Annotated in this window: 16 protein-coding genes; 4 read left to right on the top strand and 12 right to left on the bottom strand. The window is 70.8% G+C overall.

The window, feature by feature from the left end; translation table 11 throughout:
- The first annotated feature begins 17 nt into the window (after nucleotides 1-17).
- Nucleotides 18-1766 carry a DNA repair protein RecN gene (recN, locus tag GF068_RS16330; protein WP_338046415.1) on the top strand — a complete coding sequence of 583 codons (1749 nt, stop codon included), beginning with the start codon at nucleotides 18-20 and terminating at the stop codon, nucleotides 1764-1766.
- Here recN and GF068_RS16325 read toward each other — a convergent pair whose 3' ends face one another.
- The 3 genes from GF068_RS16325 to GF068_RS16315 are packed head-to-tail and all read right to left on the bottom strand — an operon-like array spanning nucleotide 1767 to nucleotide 4719.
- Nucleotides 1767-3293, bottom strand: a complete 1527-nt coding sequence (locus tag GF068_RS16325; RefSeq protein ID WP_153820291.1) for an FAD-dependent thymidylate synthase — start codon at nucleotides 3291-3293, stop codon at nucleotides 1767-1769. It abuts the gene before it with no gap.
- Nucleotides 3294-3307: 14 nt separating this feature from the next.
- Complete coding sequence (gene map, locus GF068_RS16320; RefSeq protein ID WP_338046414.1) at nucleotides 3308-4129, bottom strand: type I methionyl aminopeptidase; 822 nt, start codon at nucleotides 4127-4129, stop codon at nucleotides 3308-3310.
- Nucleotides 4126-4719, bottom strand: a complete 594-nt coding sequence (locus GF068_RS16315; protein ID WP_153820290.1) for a cobalamin ABC transporter substrate-binding protein — start codon at nucleotides 4717-4719, stop codon at nucleotides 4126-4128. Before GF068_RS16315 ends, map begins: the two co-directional genes overlap by 4 nt.
- Before the next feature lie 190 nt (nucleotides 4720-4909).
- On the opposite strand from GF068_RS16315, the gene GF068_RS16310 reads away from it, so the two are divergent.
- Nucleotides 4910-5740, top strand: a complete 831-nt coding sequence (locus tag GF068_RS16310) for a hypothetical protein (RefSeq protein ID WP_153820289.1) — start codon at nucleotides 4910-4912, stop codon at nucleotides 5738-5740.
- A gap of 71 nt (nucleotides 5741-5811) precedes the next feature.
- Here the strand turns inward: GF068_RS16310 and GF068_RS16305 are convergent, their stop codons facing one another.
- The 9 genes from GF068_RS16305 to GF068_RS16265 all read right to left on the bottom strand — a co-directional run bounded on the left by GF068_RS16305 (nucleotide 5812) and on the right by GF068_RS16265 (nucleotide 12777).
- A complete protein-coding gene (locus GF068_RS16305; protein WP_153820288.1) occupies nucleotides 5812-6078 on the bottom strand; it encodes a NifU family protein in 267 nt (88 codons plus the stop codon).
- Nucleotides 6079-6119: 41 nt separating this feature from the next.
- On the bottom strand, nucleotides 6120-7433 hold the full coding sequence (locus GF068_RS16300) for a M28 family peptidase (RefSeq protein ID WP_153820287.1): 1314 nt from the start codon (nucleotides 7431-7433) through the stop codon (nucleotides 6120-6122).
- Between the two features lie 13 nt (nucleotides 7434-7446).
- A complete protein-coding gene (locus GF068_RS16295; RefSeq protein WP_153820286.1) occupies nucleotides 7447-8307 on the bottom strand; it encodes a hypothetical protein in 861 nt (286 codons plus the stop codon).
- Nucleotides 8308-8349: 42 nt separating this feature from the next.
- Nucleotides 8350-9510: a hypothetical protein gene (locus GF068_RS16290; protein ID WP_153820285.1), complete on the bottom strand. Its 1161-nt coding sequence runs from the start codon at nucleotides 9508-9510 to the stop codon at nucleotides 8350-8352.
- Nucleotides 9510-10148, bottom strand: coding sequence for a hypothetical protein (locus tag GF068_RS16285; RefSeq protein ID WP_153820284.1), 639 nt, complete (start codon nucleotides 10146-10148; stop codon nucleotides 9510-9512). The genes GF068_RS16290 and GF068_RS16285 overlap by 1 nt, the downstream gene beginning before the upstream one ends.
- 48 nt (nucleotides 10149-10196) lie before the next feature.
- The gene (locus GF068_RS16280; RefSeq protein WP_153820283.1) at nucleotides 10197-10661 is read right to left on the bottom strand and encodes a serine/threonine protein kinase; all 465 of its coding nucleotides are present in this window, start codon (nucleotides 10659-10661) and stop codon (nucleotides 10197-10199) included.
- Nucleotides 10662-10672: 11 nt separating this feature from the next.
- On the bottom strand, nucleotides 10673-11647 hold the full coding sequence (locus GF068_RS16275) for a DUF4349 domain-containing protein (RefSeq protein ID WP_240806942.1): 975 nt from the start codon (nucleotides 11645-11647) through the stop codon (nucleotides 10673-10675).
- A gap of 72 nt (nucleotides 11648-11719) precedes the next feature.
- Nucleotides 11720-12292 (bottom strand): CDP-alcohol phosphatidyltransferase family protein, encoded by a 573-nt coding sequence (locus tag GF068_RS16270; protein ID WP_153820282.1) that lies wholly within the window; start codon nucleotides 12290-12292, stop codon nucleotides 11720-11722.
- Nucleotides 12293-12342: 50 nt separating this feature from the next.
- Nucleotides 12343-12777: a universal stress protein gene (locus GF068_RS16265; protein WP_153820281.1), complete on the bottom strand. Its 435-nt coding sequence runs from the start codon at nucleotides 12775-12777 to the stop codon at nucleotides 12343-12345.
- A 256-nt stretch (nucleotides 12778-13033) separates the two neighbouring features.
- On the opposite strand from GF068_RS16265, the gene GF068_RS44275 reads away from it, so the two are divergent.
- Both GF068_RS44275 and GF068_RS16255 read left to right on the top strand, forming a co-directional pair.
- Complete coding sequence (locus GF068_RS44275; protein ID WP_153820280.1) at nucleotides 13034-14770, top strand: protein kinase domain-containing protein; 1737 nt, start codon at nucleotides 13034-13036, stop codon at nucleotides 14768-14770.
- Nucleotides 14771-14884: 114 nt separating this feature from the next.
- Nucleotides 14885-15856, top strand: a complete 972-nt coding sequence (locus GF068_RS16255; RefSeq protein WP_240806941.1) for a DUF362 domain-containing protein — start codon at nucleotides 14885-14887, stop codon at nucleotides 15854-15856.
- Nucleotide 15857 lies beyond the last annotated feature (1 nt).

Here is a 15857-nt window from a genome sequence, read left to right as displayed (position 1 = left end):
TTTATCCTCCCGGCCCCGTGCTGGTCGCCCTCCGCGTCAAGAACTTCGTCCTGATGGATTCGCTCGAGCTTCGCCTCGAGCCTGGCTTCAACGTGCTCACCGGCGAGACCGGCGCAGGCAAGTCGATCGTCGTCGGCGCGCTCTCGCTGGTGCTCGGCGGCCGCGGCAACGCCGAGCAGGTGCGCCCCGGCGCCGACGAGGCCGAGGTCGAGGCGCTCTTCGACGTGACGGGCAGCGAGCGCCTCGCCACGGCCCTCGAAGCGGCCGGCGTCTCCTCCGGCGGCGAGCTCGTCATCCGCCGCGTCGTGCAGCAAAACGGCCGCTCACGCGCCTACCTGAACGGACGCCTCTGCACCGCGGGCGAGCTCCAGGTGCTCGCGCCGGAGCTCTGCGACGTCGCCTCGCAACACGAGAGCGTCGCGTTGACCGATCCCTCGACGCACCTCGGGTACCTCGATCGTTTCGGCCGCCTCTCGGCCGCGCGCGAGGCCCTCGCCGCGGAGGTCGAGCGGCTCGAGAAGATCGTCGCCGAGATCCGCGACGTGCGCGAAGCGGAGCGTGGTCGCGTCGAGCGCGAGGCGTTCCTCGGCTTCCAGCTCCAGGGGATCGACGCGGTGTCTCCGCTGCCCGGTGAGCTCGAAGAGCTCGCGGCCGAGCGCCAGCGCCTCCGCCACGCGGGCAGGCTCCGCGAGCTGACCGAACACGCCGCCGCGCGGCTCGATCAGGGTGAACACGCGATCTGCGACGAGCTCGCGAAGCTCTCGAAGGATCTGCGCGCCGCCGCGGATCTCGATCCCTCCCTCGAGAAGACGGCGGACGCGCTCGACGGTTGCTTCGCCGAGCTGCGCGAGATCGCCCGCGAGGTCGATCGGTACGCCGAGCGCGCCGAGGCGAACCCGTCGCGCCTCTCGGAGATCGAGGACCGCATGTACCGGCTCGAAGGCCTGCTCCGACAGCACGGGCCCACGATCGAGGACGTGATCGCGGCGCGATCGCGGATCGCCGCGGAGCTCGAGGGGCTCGGCAACGTGGAGACGAAGCTCGAAGCGCTGGAGCACGAGCGAGATCGGCTGCTGCGCGCGGCGGGGGAGCGCGCGCGGAAGCTCTCGCAGCAGCGCCGCGAGGCGGGCGAGAGGCTCGGCGCATCGATCGGCGCCGAGCTCGCGGAGCTCGGCATGGGCGGCGCGCGGGTGATCGTCGACGTCGCGCAGCTCTCGGGGGATCGCTCCGAGCTCGTCGTCGACGGCGCTCGCCTCGGCCGCGACGGCATCGATCGCGTCGAGTTCCTCATCGCGCCGAACAAGGGCATCGAGCCGCGGCCGCTGCGCAAGATCGCCTCGGGCGGCGAGCTCTCGCGTGCGCTGCTCGCGCTCAAGCGCACGCTCGCGGAGTCGGGGCCCGCGGGGCTGTACGTCTTCGACGAGGTCGACGCCGGGGTCGGCGGCGCGGTGGCGGACAAGATCGGCCGCGCGATCGCGGACGTGGCGCGCCACCACCAGGTCTTCTGCATCACGCACCTCGCCACGATCGCGGCCTACGCCAACGCGCATTTCGTGGTGTCGAAGCAGGTCGACGGCGCGATCACGAAGAGCACGGTCAAGCGCGTGGAGGGCAAGGATCGTGTCGCCGAGGTGGCGCGTATGCTCGCGGGCGCGAAGGTCGGCCCGAGCGCCTTGAAGGCGGCCTCCGAGCTCCTGGACGAGGCGAAGGTGGTATCGACGACGGCTCCGACCCCGAAGCGCGGCGCCAAGGGCCGCGCTCCCTGATCAGGCGCGCGAGAGCGTGTAGTCGCCGAGGTCGACCCGGACGAGGCCTTCGAGCCAGGGGTGCACCGCGATCGCCGCGCGGAAGAGCCCCTGCGCGATCCGCCGGTAACTCGCGTGCCCTTGCCGCGCCGATCGCAGCTCGATCACGTGAAAGAGCTCGCGCAGGTTGAGCGTCCAGAGCGTGCGGATCCGGAAGCCGAGCGGCACCGCGTATTGCGCTTCGAGCGGGCGCTGCTCCTCGATCTGCTCCCACGCGTCACACGCCGCCACCATCGCATCGGTGTAGACGCGATCGAGCTCGAGCTCCGAGAGCTCCGCGGGCGTCTCGAAGCCGAGCCGGCACGTGAGCCGCTGCGTCGCCGGCAGGAGCATGCGGTGCCGCTGCAGATCCCGGTAGGCACCGTAGTCGAGCATCAGCTCGAACGTCATCGTCGTCGCCTCGAACCCGCGCGGCACGGGATCGTAGGCGCCGCGCCGCTGCACCGACGCGCGCACGATGTCCTCGAGCTCGCGCGCCGTCGCGTGCCGCATCCCCTCCGAGAGACCACGCGCGTGCACGTTCGGCTCGCTCCCCTCGTACGCGAGGGCGAGGACGATCCGCTCGAGCGCGTCCTTGTCGTGACGCACGAGCCGCACCGGCTGCCCGACCACGTTCGTCGCGCCCACGTCCCAGGGGCCGGGATCGTAGACCGATCGCAGCTTGTCCGTGACGTCGCCCCGCAGCGCCGCGCGGTACTCGCTCTTCGCCGCGTACTTGACCAGGGTCGGCGTGACGGTGCGCGCCGCCGCGTGCATCGCCGTCGCGACGTCGCGGACCTCGGCGAGCGGATGCGAGAGCATCTTCGTCAGCAGCGCCTCGAGCGCGCGCGCGTTCGCCGTGAGCCCGAGGTTCGTCCGCGTGCCGGCCGGCAAGAGGCCACGCAGGAGATCACAAGCATGCGCGCGGATGGCCGCCGCGTGTGCCGCCTCCGATGCACCCGGCGGCCGGAGCACGCGCACCTTGAGCGCATCCATCACGCGCGCCATGAGCTCGACGTACGTCGTGAAGAGCCGCTCCGCGCTCTGCCGGTAGGTTTGTCCCAGCGCTCCTTCGAGCTCGGGCAAATCGACGAAGCTGTTCCGATCGAAGACCACGTAGCGCGTGCTCTTCTCGGTGTACGAGCCGAGCCGGAGGTCCTCGATCACCTTCGAGGCCACGATGCTCACGTTCTCGATCGCGAGGTGCACGACCGCGTGCTCCGCGACCGACGCGTGCCCATAGCCGACGACCCACTTCTCGTGGAACGCGCGCGCCTTCTCGGTCGCGAGCCCGAACGCGGGGCGCGCGGCCGCGGCCTCGCCGACGTCGAGCTCCTGATCGGCGAGCAGGCGCGCGAGGTTCGTCCGCAGGTCGTCGCGGCTGCGCGAGTAGTAGGCGAACAGGACGGCGATCACCTCCTCGGGCAAACCCGAGAGGGCGAAGACGTCGTCGGTCAGGCTGGAGACGTACGGCGCGATCCGGCCGCGCGCAGCTTCGTCGAGAGGCATGGGAGCGATGGCCGTTAGCGCGTCGTGGCCGCGGCGGCGACCGAAAACACGTCCCCGAACATCTCGCTGTTCGCGAGTTTCCTGCTTCGGCGCGTGAGAATCTCGCAGCCGTTCTTGGTCACGACGAGCGTGTGCTCGAACTGCGCGGAGAGGGAGCCGTCCGCCGTGACCGCGGTCCACTTGTCCGCGAGGACCTCCACGTCGTGGTGGCCCAGGTTGATCATCGGCTCGATCGTGAAGCACATCCCGGCGCGCAGGCGCATCCCGGTGCCGCGCTTGCCCACGTGCGAGACCTGCGGCGCCTCGTGGAACACCCGGCCGATGCCGTGCCCCACGAACGCGCGCACCACCGAGCAGCCCTCGCCCTCGGCGAACTCCTGGATCGCCGCGCCGATGTCCCCGAGCCGCGCGCCCTCGCGCACCTGCGCGATCGCGAGATCGAGCGAGCGCCGCGACACCTCGGTCACGTGCTTCGCCGCGGACGAGGGTTTGCCCACGTAGAACGTCGCCGACGTGTCGCCGTAAAACCCGTTGAAGATCGTGGTGACGTCGACGTTGATGATGTCGCCCGGCTCGAGCACCCGCGGGCCCGGGATGCCGTGGCAGACGACCTCGTTCACCGAGGTGCACACGCTCTTCGGGAAGCCGTGGTAGTTCAGCGGCGCCGGCCAGCCTCCGCGGCGGACCGTGTCGTCGTGCACGAAGCGGTTGATGTCCTCGGTGGTGATGCCAGGCCGGATCATCTCCCCGACGGCGAGCAGCGTCTCCGCGGCCATCTGGCACGCGGCCCGCATCCCTTCGACTTCCTTCAACGTTTTGATGCTGACGTTGCTCACGATCCCGAAAGCTCCGCGAGGGCGAGGGCATCCGTCACGGCGGCCGCCACCTCGGCGGTGTCCGGCGACAGGTGCCAGTGTAACTTGCTCGGCTCGTCTCCAGCGCCCGCGAAACGACGGAGGAAGCCGATGAACGACGCGCCACGCAGGCGCATGTCGAAGGCCTTGGCGACCCCGTACGATGGGGCCGAAGGGCCGATGACGAGCTCGAAGGCCGTCTGCTCGAAGGCCGGCGACCCGAACGGCGGCGGCACGACCTGAAGAACCAGGCGGTAGGTGCGGACCTCGGCCAGCGACTCCACCGTCACCGTGCTCACGCGCACCCGCGACACCAGCTCGGACGCGCGCGCCCGCTCCCTGAGCAGCGGATCCTTCTGCGCACGCGAGACATCGGCGCCGAGGCCGAGGGCGCCCGCGTCGACCACGTCGTCGAAGAGCACCTGATCGTGCCCCGTCCACGTGGGGTACGCGGTCGTGTTCGCGTCACCCTGGACGGACGCGGCCCCACAACCGGACACGAGCCCCCCGAGGGCCGCGCTGAACGCGACCGCGAGGGCCTGCTTGGCCGTCCGCGTCGAGAGCTGCGGCATCGGGCCTCGACCTAGCACGTCCCCCCGGTCCTGTCAGTGCTGGCAGCCTGCTGCCTCGCGCGGATCGTTTTCCATCGATCGGGCTCGGGCTTCGTCCAACGCCCCCGAAGACCTCGGCGGGCCCCTTGTCCCGCAGAATCTGGTAGATCCCGGTTGCCGGCCGCGGGCCGGCGGGGCGGAGGATTTGGAGATGAAGGTGAACAAGCTTTGGGCAGCCCTCCTGGCGACGACGTTCGGCCTCGCAGCGACGGCGACCCCGATGGTCGTCGAGGCGCAGGCAAAAAAGAAGGCGGCGGCCCCCGCCATGATGGGCCCGGCGGTCGTCAAGAAGCCCATCGCGATCGAGCCCGCTTCGCTCAAGTGGGGCATGACGACGAAGCAGGTCGGCGAGGCGATCGACAAGCAGCTCGACGAGGCCTACAAGCCGCTCTACCAGAAGGTCTCGCCCGGCGTGAGGATGCGGGCGCTCGACGCGCAGCTCCTCGAAGAGAAAAACACCTTCCGCCGCAGCAAGATCGCGTTCGGCAAGCTGCCCGTGGCCGTCGACTCCACGCCGCTCCGCGGCGAGTACAGCTACCTCAACAACGAGTGGATGCTGTCGCAGACGCGTGACGGCAAGACGCGGTACTTCTTCTTCATCCAGGACAAACTCTGGAAGATCATCGACGAGATCAAGCTGCAGAAGGGTGGGCCCTTCGGCGCGAACTTCCAGGAGGCCGCGGTCAAGCTCTCCACGGCCTACGGCACGCCGGGCCGGATCATCCCGCCGAACCCGGACCTCGGGATGTACTCGACCGTCGTCGACTGGAAGGACCAGGCCACGCACGTGCGCCTGATCGAGCGCGGCGAAGCGGCGATCGCGATCGCGTACGAGGACAACGCGACGCTCGCGAAGCTCGACTCGCTGCGCCCGAACAAGCCGAAGCAGGAGGAGGAGATCGATCCTGCGGTGGCCGCCGCGATCCGCGGCGACGACAAGGCGCCCGAGCCGCCTCCCGCCGATCCCAAGAAGAAGAAGTGATCAACGGGAAGACGTGATCCAACGAGAGGGCCCCGAACAACCGGGGCCCTTCGTCTTCCATCCCCTGCCCTTCAGGTGACGAGCGACGCGCCTTCGGGGATGCGGATGCCGCTCGTCACGACGACACGCGCCGTGGGGGCGACCGCGTGCACGGCCGGCTCGATGACGCCCTTCGTCGTGAGGTTCGCGCCGGGACAACCCGCGCACATCCCGGCGAGGTGGAGCGTGATCTGATCGGGCTCCACCGCCACGAGGTAGAGCTCGCCTTGATCCGCGCGCACGAGCGGCGCGATCACCTCACGGCAAACCTTGAGCATCTGATCGATGTTCGCGGGCATCGTCTCGACTTATCTCCGGGGCCGAACGTACCACGAAGCCCTCAGAGCGTGAAGCAGACCGGGAAGCGGTAGAGAAGGCATTGCAGGCGGAAGCTCGCGCGCTCGATCGCCCGGGCGTCCTCGGGGGTCCACGTATGGCCCGGTTCGGCCATGGCCTCGAGGCGCGAGCGATCGCCGAGGATACGCGCCCAGGTGATCGGGCTCGTGCCCGGGATGGAGGTCCAGGGCTTGGCGGCCGCGCCGAACGCATAGCGGAGCGTGTCGCGCTCGGCCGCGAAGTCCTCGCCACGAGGATCGAAGGAGAGCGCAGGCGGCGCCGCGGAGAGCGCTGCGACGAGGCCGGCGATCCAGCGCGAGGTGCGCGCCATACGATCGTAATGGAGCGTCTCCGGGAGATCCGAGGCGCGGTGGTAGCGAGGCGTACGGCCGCTCGAGAGGAAGAGGAACGGCACGCCGTGATCGCGGAAGACGTCGTAGTCGGAGAAGGGCTGCGGCACGTAACCAGGGATGTTCTCGACCGCGTGGATGCCGAGGCGGCGAACGTCGAGGCCAGGCTCGCGGACGCCGTCGACGATCGCGGGCAGGCCACGGGCCTTCTCGGCGCCACACGCGAAGATGGTGTCCGCCGTGGGGCGCCAAACCACGCCGCCGATGAGGTCGAGCACGACGGCGAGGCGGACGGCGGAGAGCCCGCCGATCTCGCGGGGGAGCGCGGCGACGAAGCGCTGCGAGCCCTGCCGCGGCGTGCCGAAGTAGGGGGATTCTTCGGTGTTGAAGAAGGCGACGGCGACGCCGTAAGGGCGCGGGTGCTGCGCGAGGATCGAGGGGAGCGCGCCGAGGAGGACGGCGACGGCGGCGGCGTTGTCGTCGGCGCCGAGGAGGAGGCCCTCGTCGGTCATGCCGAGGTGATCGAAGTGCGCGCCGAGGACGATGGTGCCGCGCGATTCACCTTCGGGGGGGATCCATCCGAGCACGTTGTGCCCGAGCGGCGAGGTCGGCTCGGAGAGCGGCGCGAGGTAGCCGCCGAGCGATGGGAAAGGTTTCACGTTCGCCGCGGCGAGCGCGTCGGCGAGGGAACGCGCGGCCGCGGCGTTGCCCTCGCTGCCAGGGACGCGGCCGCCCCATGCAGGCGCGGCGAGCTGCTCGACGCGCGCGCGCAGGGCCAGGGCGAGCGGATCGGACGAAGGAAAATCGCGGCCTGAGAGCTCACGCACGCCGACCTGATCGAGCGCGAGGAGCAGCACGATGGAGAGGAGCACGAGGGCGATCGTGCGACGACGACGCGAGCGCGCCTTCGAGGGCGCTTTCGCCGCGGGATCGGGGGCCGAAGGTGCCGGCGGAGGCTCGCTCGCCACGAGGGTCCCGGGCTCAGAACGAGGAGGTGATCACGGAGAGGATCGTGCCCTCGCCGAGGTCGGGCATCCGCTGCGCCGCGACGCCGTAGCTGCGCTTCGTGATCTCGATGGATCCACGGAAGGGGCCGCTCTGCGTCTTGTTCGCGAGATCGAGCCCCTCGACGGCCTGCGCGTTGACGTCGGGCGTGACGGGCGCGCCGTAGGCTTTGCCCTCGCGGACGAGGAAGACGTAGATGAGGGGGACCTTCTTCTGCTTCTCGCGCTCGGCGCGGTCGATGAGCTCGCGCTTCGCCATCTCCTCGAGGTGGTACGCGAAGCGCCGGAAGGACCAGCCGGTGACGAACATGCCCTTCACCTGGCCCTCCTTGTCCTTCACGGGGTGCGCGGCGACCCACTGCGTGTCGGGGCCCGTGCGCACGCCGCGCATCTCCTGCATCTCGCCCCACGCCTCGACGACACCCGCGCTCGGCTCGAGGGCCTTCTTCAGCACGGGGAACGACGAGAGGACCGACTTCTGCGCGAGCATGTCGGGATCGGCCTCGCTGCGCAGCGCGATGCCCGTGGTGTCGACGAAGGTGAAGAACGTGGTCTTCGCGATGTCGAGATCCTTCACCGAGGCGCGCGCCCCGCGGACGGCCTTCTGCAGCGCGACGAGGTTCGCCCCGGGATCGGCGTCGACGATCTCGCCGAGCTTCTTCGCGCCCTCGGGCAGGCCGCGGCGCACCTGCGCGGCGTCCTCGTTCGCGAGCGGCACGAGCTTGTCGAGCACGTAAGCCGCGTCCTGCTCCTGCTGCTTGCTGTTGTCCTCGCACGCAGGGAGCGTCGCGACGAGGGCGGCAGGGACGATCAGGGAAGCGAGCGAGCTCGAACGCATCGGGACCTCGGGCGCGCACGAGAAGCGCGCGGGTGCATGCTACTAGAATGTCTCGGGGGTGACGAAGACGATCTCGACGCGCGCATTCCGCGCCCGATCGCTGCCCGCAGGATCCACCACGGGCGAGGCCGCGCCGGCGAGGACGACGTCCACCTTCGGCGCGTTCGCCGCCCGGAGCGCCGCCGCGACGGCCTCGGCGCGCGCCTTCACGGCCGCCTGCTCCTTCGCCGAGGGCTCCTTCTCCTGATGCACGATGACCGCGAGCGGGAAACGCGGGTTCTCCGCGGCGAGCTTGCCGAGCCGCGTGATCTGCTCGGTCGCGGCCGGCGTGAGCTTCTCGCCGGCGAAGACGTTGCGCAGCGTGACCACGATGCCGCGATCGTCCCGCGACGGAGAGAACAGCCGCGTGGCCGAGATCTCGCCGAGCAGCGCGTCCCCCGCGCCAGGCGCGCGCGTGACCGGGGTCATGGCGCGGCGCATGCCCGTGAGCGCGGAGAGGCAACTCGCGCGGGCGCGCGTCGCGAGATCGATCGGCGCAGGGCCGCTGCCGGCGAGCGACTCGTCGAGCTTGCCGACGATGAGCTGCGCCTCGTCGAGCTCGGCGACGAGCGCCTCGCGGGTGGGCGCGCCGATGGGCCGAGGCGCGTCGGCCTTCGCAGCGGGGACCTCGGGCAAGAGGAGGCGCGCCGCCGTGCAGAGCATGCGCGCTTCGAGCGCGAGCGATCGCGCCGCGGCGATACGCGCTTTTTCGCGCGCCGCGTCCGCGGGGCTGGAAGGCGCGACGGGCTGCGCGTCGCGAGCGACCTTGATGCGCGCTTCGAGCGCCGCGACCTCGGCCGCTGCGCGCGTCTGCTCGCCGTCGAGCGACGCGAGCTCGGCCTTTCTCGCTTCGAGCTCGGCCTCGACGCTCTTCGCGTCGGTCTCCGCGCGCGCCACGCGGGCGAGCGTGAGGGCATGGGCGTACGCGGCAAGGGCCCGCTCGGCGAGGAGCTGCGAGCCTGCGAGGTCGCCGGCCTCGTACGCGGCGTTCGCGTCCTTGCGGAACTTTTCGGCGCGCGCGAAGGCGAGCGGCGCGAGATCCCGCGCCTCCTTCGCCGCGGCGCCCTGCTGCACCGCATCGACCTCGGAGAGGACCGGCGGTCGCGGCACGGGCGCGCATGCCGAGGCGAGCGCGACGAGCGCCACGAGGAGCATCCGCTTCATCACTTGCCCTTCCCCTTCTTCGGGTCCGCGGCCGGGCCCTTCTTCGGGTCCGCGGCCGGGCCCTTCTTCGGGGCCTGGGTCGGTTTGTCCTTGGACTTGCCCGCGGCGACGCGCGCGTCCTCGGCCTTCGCGGCGGCCTCGCGGGCCTCTTTCTCCTCGGCGATCGCGCGCTCGAGCTCGGCCTCGGCGCGGCCCCTGCGCGCCTGCGTCTCTTCGAGGAGCGCGCGCGCCCGCTCGGCCTGCGTGGAGGCCTCCTTCGCCTTCTCGGCCACGGCCGCGGCTCGTCGCTCCGCCTCCGCCGCGCGTAGCAGATCGCGCGCGTTTTCAGCCCACTCGAGCGCGACGCCGTCGAGCATCCGCGCGTGCGCGACGTCCCCCGACGCGCGCATCCCGTGCGCCCGCTCGAGCGCTTTCCGCGCGCGGGAGATCGCGTCCGCGACCGCCTTCTTCGAGCGGGGATCCAGCGCCTTCGCTTCGACGTCCTTCAGGATGCCGACCGCGGTCGCGCCGTCCCCCGGGGGCGGCGGCGGGATCTCGATCGGCGGGCCCGACGAGGACGAGGCGCCGCCGTGCGCGAGCGCCGGGGCCACGAAGAGCGCGGGCAAGAGGAGCGCGGCGGACGAGAGCAGGTGTCGCACCAGACGCGGGGTAGCAAAGGGGCCGAGCGCAAGCAACGCGGGAGCCCTCTAGTGATGAAGGAAATTCTTCACCGACCAGTCGATCTGCTCGGCGAGCCGCTGCATCTGCGGCCGCGCCCCGCCCGCTTCGAGGACAAAAACGCGATCGTCGGTCACGAAGATCGTGAGGTAGTAGAGGTAGGGTTCGCCTCCCTCGTCGTGACCGAAGCGGAGCTGCGTCCCCGTGAGCCCGGCGCGGTCCTTGACCTCGCGCTTCTCGAGGAGCGCGTAGCCGCCCATGTCGCGCAGCCGGTTCTCGATGGCGCGCACCCAGAAAGCGCGCTCGCCCTTGGGCTCGTTGTCGAACGCGCGCACGCCGAGCACCACGCCGTCGGCCGTCGTCGCGCGGTACTCGGAGCGGCCGTAACGGTCCTCGAGCTCGACGAAGCCGGGCGGCGTGGCCGGCTCGAAGGGGCGACAACCCGAGGCGAAGAGCAGGGCGAACAGAGCGATGGCTGCAGGTCGGAATCGCACGGAACACTCCGTCACAGGCTGAGCAACCGGCCGAGGCCGAGCTGGTAGATCCAGGGCACGGGCAGGTTGAAGCGGCGCTTGCCGAGCTCGGCCGCGCGCTGGGGCTGGAAGGTCACGGTGATGGTCGAGAACGCCGCGCGATCGCGGAGGAACTTCATGCGCCCCTCGAGCCTCTCGATGGTCTCGGCCACGCGCTCGAGCTCCTTCTCGATCTGGATCGACTCCTCGACCTTCGTCGCCTTCGCGAGGAGCTGCTCGAGCCGCTCGCGGACGGCGCGCGCGTTCTTCAGGCGGATCTCGGTGTCGAGGTACTCCTCGGTCACGTCCTCGACCTGCACGTCGCGCGAGAGCATGTCGCCGAGCTTCTCGATGCGGCGGATGGCCTCGTCGAAGCGGGCGGCCGGCACGCGGATGGTGATGGACTGATCGTTCCTGCGCGCGAGGAAGCCGCCGAGGTTACGCGCGAGCGACTCGACCTCGGCGAGCGAGCTCTTCACCTCGAAGACGGCCATGTTCACGCGCGCCGTGTACACGAGCATCGGCGCGCGCATGACGGCCACGGTGCCGTCGCCCTCGAGCGGCTTGCCGGTCGGCTCCGCGAGTGGCCTCGCCTCTCCGCCCACGGGCGCCTCTTTCGGGGGGGCGTCGCTCTTCTTTCCGTTTCCGCCCGGCGAAGGCACCTGCGCAGGCGGCGGCGGAGGCGCGGGCGGCGGGGCGTCGTTTGGCGTGGCTTCGCGCCGCAAGCCCAGCGTGAGGCCCTGCGGCGTGCTCGCGAACGAGGCGCCCTCGTCTCCCGCGCTGGCCGTGAGATCGGCCGTGGACTCGCCCGCGGAGGCGATCGTGAGCTCCTCGTCCGCCTGGATGCCATCGGTCGAGTAGGTGGAGGCCATCGGCGACTCGTACGACCGCGCTTGCGCGCCCGCGTAACAAGCCGGCAGGAGCCCGAGAATCACGCTGGCGAGCGCGAGGATCACTTTGGGTCGCATCGTTCGTCCTGGCCTTGGGATCGCGCCGAGCACGATACATGGGCTCGCTTCACGCGCGAAGGGGCTCGTGGTTCAGGAGCCCCGCGAGGCCCGGCCCGAGAGCTGCCGCGCCCGCTCGATCTCGCGCGCCCAGTAGGACACGCCCGCGAGGGTCCCCGCGCAGGCCGCGGCGATGAGCGCGCCTTCCACGAGATCGGGCGCCGCGATCGCCGTGACGACCGCGACGAACTGCACGCAGGTCGCGAGCTTGCCCGGCACGTTGGCGCGCGCCCCCGCCCGCCGCGCCCCTCGAAAGCGGCGGCTCACGAGCACCCACGCGAGCAGCGGCGCCTCCAGGATCTCACGCGATAGCAAGGCGAACGGCGCCCACACGGGCATGCGCCGCTCGTACAGCAACGTGACCACCACGGTCACCGCGAAGACCTTGTCCGCGATCGGATCCACGACCGCCCCCACGCCCGTGAGTTGCCCGCGGCGCCGCGCCAGCCAGCCGTCGAGCACGTCCGTCAGCGCGGCCGCGAAGAGCACGGCGAGCGCCGCGCGTACGTCCTCGACGACGAAGGGGAACATCGCCGCGAGCGGTAGGCGCAGCGCGCTGAGGACGTTCGGCAACAGACCGAGATCAGCGAGACGATACTGCGGCATTCACGCCCCCCCCGCGTTACACGCCCGAACCCCCCCGAAGACGGCGCAGCTCAGCTCGCCCGCACCGTCAGCACCGGGACCGGGCTCTTGCGCACGACCTTCTCGGCCACGCTGCCGAGGATCAGATGCGCGACGCCGGTGCGACCGTGTGTGCCCATGACGATCATCGTGGCGCCGAGCTCTTCGGCCGCCGCGAGCACCTCGATCGCGGGATCACCCTGGCGCAGCACGGCCTTGAGGCCCCCTTCCTGCTGGGCGAGTTGATCCACCGCGCGCTGGGCCGCCGCGGTCACCTCCGTGTGGAACCCGGGCAGAAGCGTCGGCTCGAGCCCCGGGTACGTGTAGACCGGGAGCTGGTAGGCGTGCACCAGCACGACCTGACCGCCGAGGCGCGCGGCGAGCTCCTTCGCCAGCGCGAGCGCCTTCATCGAGGCGGTTTCGAAGTCGATGGGGACCAGCAGTGTCACGTTCGCGCTCGTCGTCATGGCGGCTCCTCTTCGTTTGGGGAGCGCAGGTTGCAGGCTCACCCCGGCCCGCGCAACCAGGGAGCTCGCGGGGCGCGTCGGCTGTCCATGCCGTCACGTCACGTGAGGCCCGAAACGGGCGCGATGGCAGCCCCCGAGCGGCACCTCCTTGCGCGGGTGAAAGGGCCTCCCCGAAGGGCTTGCACGCGCCGAGCCAGGGCCGAGTCCGCCGCTTTCTCGCGGCAAAGGGAGGCATCGCGGTACGCTCGTCCTCGCCGTGAAGAGTTCGAACCTCCGCGCCACCGTCACCGTACACGCCTACGCCGTGACCGTCGTGGACGACTCCCAGCGCGCCGGGGCCCTCCCGCACGAGAGCCAGAGCCCGCCCTCGGTCGTCGTCATGCCGACCATCGATGACGTCGTGGGCGGCGTCTACCGCCTGAAACGCCTGCTCGGCGCGGGCATGTTCGGCAAGGTCTACGTCGCCCAGCGCGAGGACGTCCCCGAGCACCAGGTCGCGCTGAAGATCCTGCCGCGATCCCACTTCGCGGGCCGCAACGTCGAGCGCGAGCTCGTCATGCTCGCGACGGTCGGCCACCCGCACGTGGTGCAGATGAAGGACCACGGCACCACGCCCGAGTACGTGTGGCTCACGATGCCCGTCTACCGCGGCGAGACCCTCGCCGAGCGGCTCGAGCGCGGGCCTCTCGAGTTGCGCGAGGCCCACGACATCGTCCTCGCCATCGCCCGCGGGCTCGAGGCGCTACACGCGGCGGGCCTCCGGCATCAGGACATCAAGCCCGACAACATCTACCTCGCCACCTTCGGCGGGCGCGTGCACCCGATCCTGCTCGATCTCGGCGTCGCGGCGGAGAAGGACGGCACGTTCGTCGCGGGCACCGCGCTCTACGCCTCGCCCGAGCAGCTCCTCGCGATGAAGGGCAAGCTCGGCGAGCTGCCCATCAGCGAGAAGATGGACACGTATTGCCTCGCCTCGACGCTGCTCGTCTCGCTCGTCGGCGAGGATCGGTACCCCGGGGCCTCGGCGAACACGATGGCGGATCTCGAACGCGCCCTCGAGATCCGCGCGCAAAACCCGCTGCCCGACGGCGCGCTCCCCGAGGTGCGGGGCGAGGCGCGCGAGAAGATCGATCGGGCGCTCTCGCGGTGGCTCGCGCGCGATCCGCGCGAGCGGCCGACGATGAGCGAGCTCGCCGAGGAGCTCGACGTCCTGCTCGAACCGGAGCGCGCGATCGCCCGCGCCGAGGAGCGGCAACGGCAGAAGCAACGCGCCGCGCTCCAGGGCTTCCGGCTCTCGGCCGGCGCGCTCTTGTTGCTCGCCGCCGCGGGCGCGGTCGTCGCCTTCTCCAAGCGCGAGACCCTGGCGCTCGCCAACGAGCTCGAGCGCGCCCGCGCCGAAGGAGCGCGGCGCTTCGATCAGATCGAGATCTGCAACGCCTCCTACAAGACCGCGATGGCGGACGTCGACAAGTGCAAGGCGTCCTGGAGCAAGGACAAAAAGCTCTACGAAGAGCAGCTCGACGCGCAGATGAACCTCTGCGAGTCGGGCGGCGAGCTCGACTGCGCGATCGAGATCAAAAAAGCCCGCGATCAGGGCAGGGCGCGCCTCCAGACCTGCGAGGAGAACGCCACGAAGGCCGAGGACGAGTGGAAGAACCGCGAGGCCGAGTGGGACAAACAACGCGCGGCCCTCGGCAACGAGCGCGAAGAGCTCAAGGCCCTCGCCGACAAGAGGGCCGAGGAGCTGAAGAAGCTCGGTGAGGAGCGGGATCGCTGCGTCGCCGAGCAGAAGACGTGCAGCGACGAGAGGGAAAAGCTCCGCGCTGAGCTGAAATCCGCCGCCGCAAACGCGACGGTCCCCGCGGGCTCCGCCTCCATCGCGCCGCCGCCCCCCGCGCCCGCGAGCGCCTCGGTGGGCCCGCCCCCGCCACCTCCGTTGCCTCCGCCGCCTCCGCCCCCTCCGCCGCCCCCTCCGCCGCCTCCCGGCAAGTAGCTGCCTCGGGCCCGTCGATCCTCGTCGACGCCCCCTGCCCTGCCCACTAGCCTCTTCCACACGGGGCCCGCTTGTCCCTCCGGCGCGGCCTTGCTATCCGTAGGAAATCTTCCGATGCGTAACATTTCGCGCCGTGAGATGCTCGAGCGCCTCGGCGCCGCGGGGCTCGTGCTGGGCGGGGCCGCGGCCCTCGCGAAGACGCGCTACGATCGTGGCTCGATCGAGGCGGGCCCCTCGACGGATCGGCCGCAGACGCGGGACTACCGGCTGCGGGATCTGCCTGCGGAGCTGCCGAAGCTCGTCGTCGCGAAGAACGAGGCCGAGCCCGAGGCGCTCGTACGCAAGGCGGTCGCCGCGCTCGGCGGCATGAACCGCTTCATCTCGCGGGGCGACATCGTCGTCGTGAAGCCCAACATCGGCTGGGATCGCACCCCGATCCACGCGGCCAACACGAACCCGCGCGTCGTCGCCGAGGTCGTCAAGCTCGCCTACGACGCGGGCGCCAAGCGTGTCGTGGTCACGGACGCCTCCTGCAACGAGCCGAACCGCTGCTTCCAGCGCTCCGGCATCTGGAAAGCCGCGTACGACGTCGGCGCCGAGGTCGTCCTGCCCGCGGAGCACCGCTTCCGCGGCATGCGCCTCAAGGGCGAGGTCCTCGACGAGTGGCCCGTCTACACGCCGCTCATCAACGCCGACAAGGTCATCAACGTCCCCATCGCCAAGCACCACAACCTCTCGAAGTACACGGCGGCGATGAAGAACTGGTACGGCTCGCTCGGCGGGCGGCGCAATCGGCTGCACCAGAACATCGACGTCTCCATCGCGGATCTCGCGACCTTCATGCAGCCGACGCTCACGATCGTCGACGCCTGGCGCGTGCTCGTGCGCAACGGCCCGCAGGGCGGCAACATCGCCGACGCGAAGGAGATGCGCACCGTGCTCGCCTCGACCGATCAGGTCGCGGCCGACGCGTGGGGCTGCCAGCTCGTCGGCCGCTCGCCCGAGGAAATCCCCTACCTCAAGATGGGCCACGAGCGCGGCCTCGGCACGATGCACTGGAGAGATTTGCGCTGGGTGGAGGTCTGAG

The sequence above is a fragment of the Polyangium spumosum genome, assembly GCF_009649845.1.
Classification (GTDB): domain Bacteria; phylum Myxococcota_A; class Polyangia; order Polyangiales; family Polyangiaceae; genus Polyangium; species Polyangium spumosum.
This window is presented reverse-complemented; position numbering and strand designations above follow the sequence as displayed.

Coding starts and splice junctions, on each gene's coding strand:
- GF068_RS16325 (WP_153820291.1), bottom strand. CDS start 3,293: ATGCCTCTCGACGAAGCTGCGCGCGGCCGGATCGCGCCGTACGTCTCC.
- GF068_RS16315 (WP_153820290.1), bottom strand. CDS start 4,719: ATGCCGCAGCTCTCGACGCGGACGGCCAAGCAGGCCCTCGCGGTCGCG.
- GF068_RS16310 (WP_153820289.1), top strand. CDS start 4,910: ATGAAGGTGAACAAGCTTTGGGCAGCCCTCCTGGCGACGACGTTCGGC.
- GF068_RS16305 (WP_153820288.1), bottom strand. CDS start 6,078: ATGCCCGCGAACATCGATCAGATGCTCAAGGTTTGCCGTGAGGTGATC.
- GF068_RS16295 (WP_153820286.1), bottom strand. CDS start 8,307: ATGCGTTCGAGCTCGCTCGCTTCCCTGATCGTCCCTGCCGCCCTCGTC.
- GF068_RS16290 (WP_153820285.1), bottom strand. CDS start 9,510: ATGAAGCGGATGCTCCTCGTGGCGCTCGTCGCGCTCGCCTCGGCATGC.
- GF068_RS16275 (WP_240806942.1), bottom strand. CDS start 11,647: ATGCGACCCAAAGTGATCCTCGCGCTCGCCAGCGTGATTCTCGGGCTC.
- GF068_RS16270 (WP_153820282.1), bottom strand. CDS start 12,292: ATGCCGCAGTATCGTCTCGCTGATCTCGGTCTGTTGCCGAACGTCCTC.
- GF068_RS16265 (WP_153820281.1), bottom strand. CDS start 12,777: ATGACGACGAGCGCGAACGTGACACTGCTGGTCCCCATCGACTTCGAA.
- GF068_RS16255 (WP_240806941.1), top strand. CDS start 14,885: ATGCGTAACATTTCGCGCCGTGAGATGCTCGAGCGCCTCGGCGCCGCG.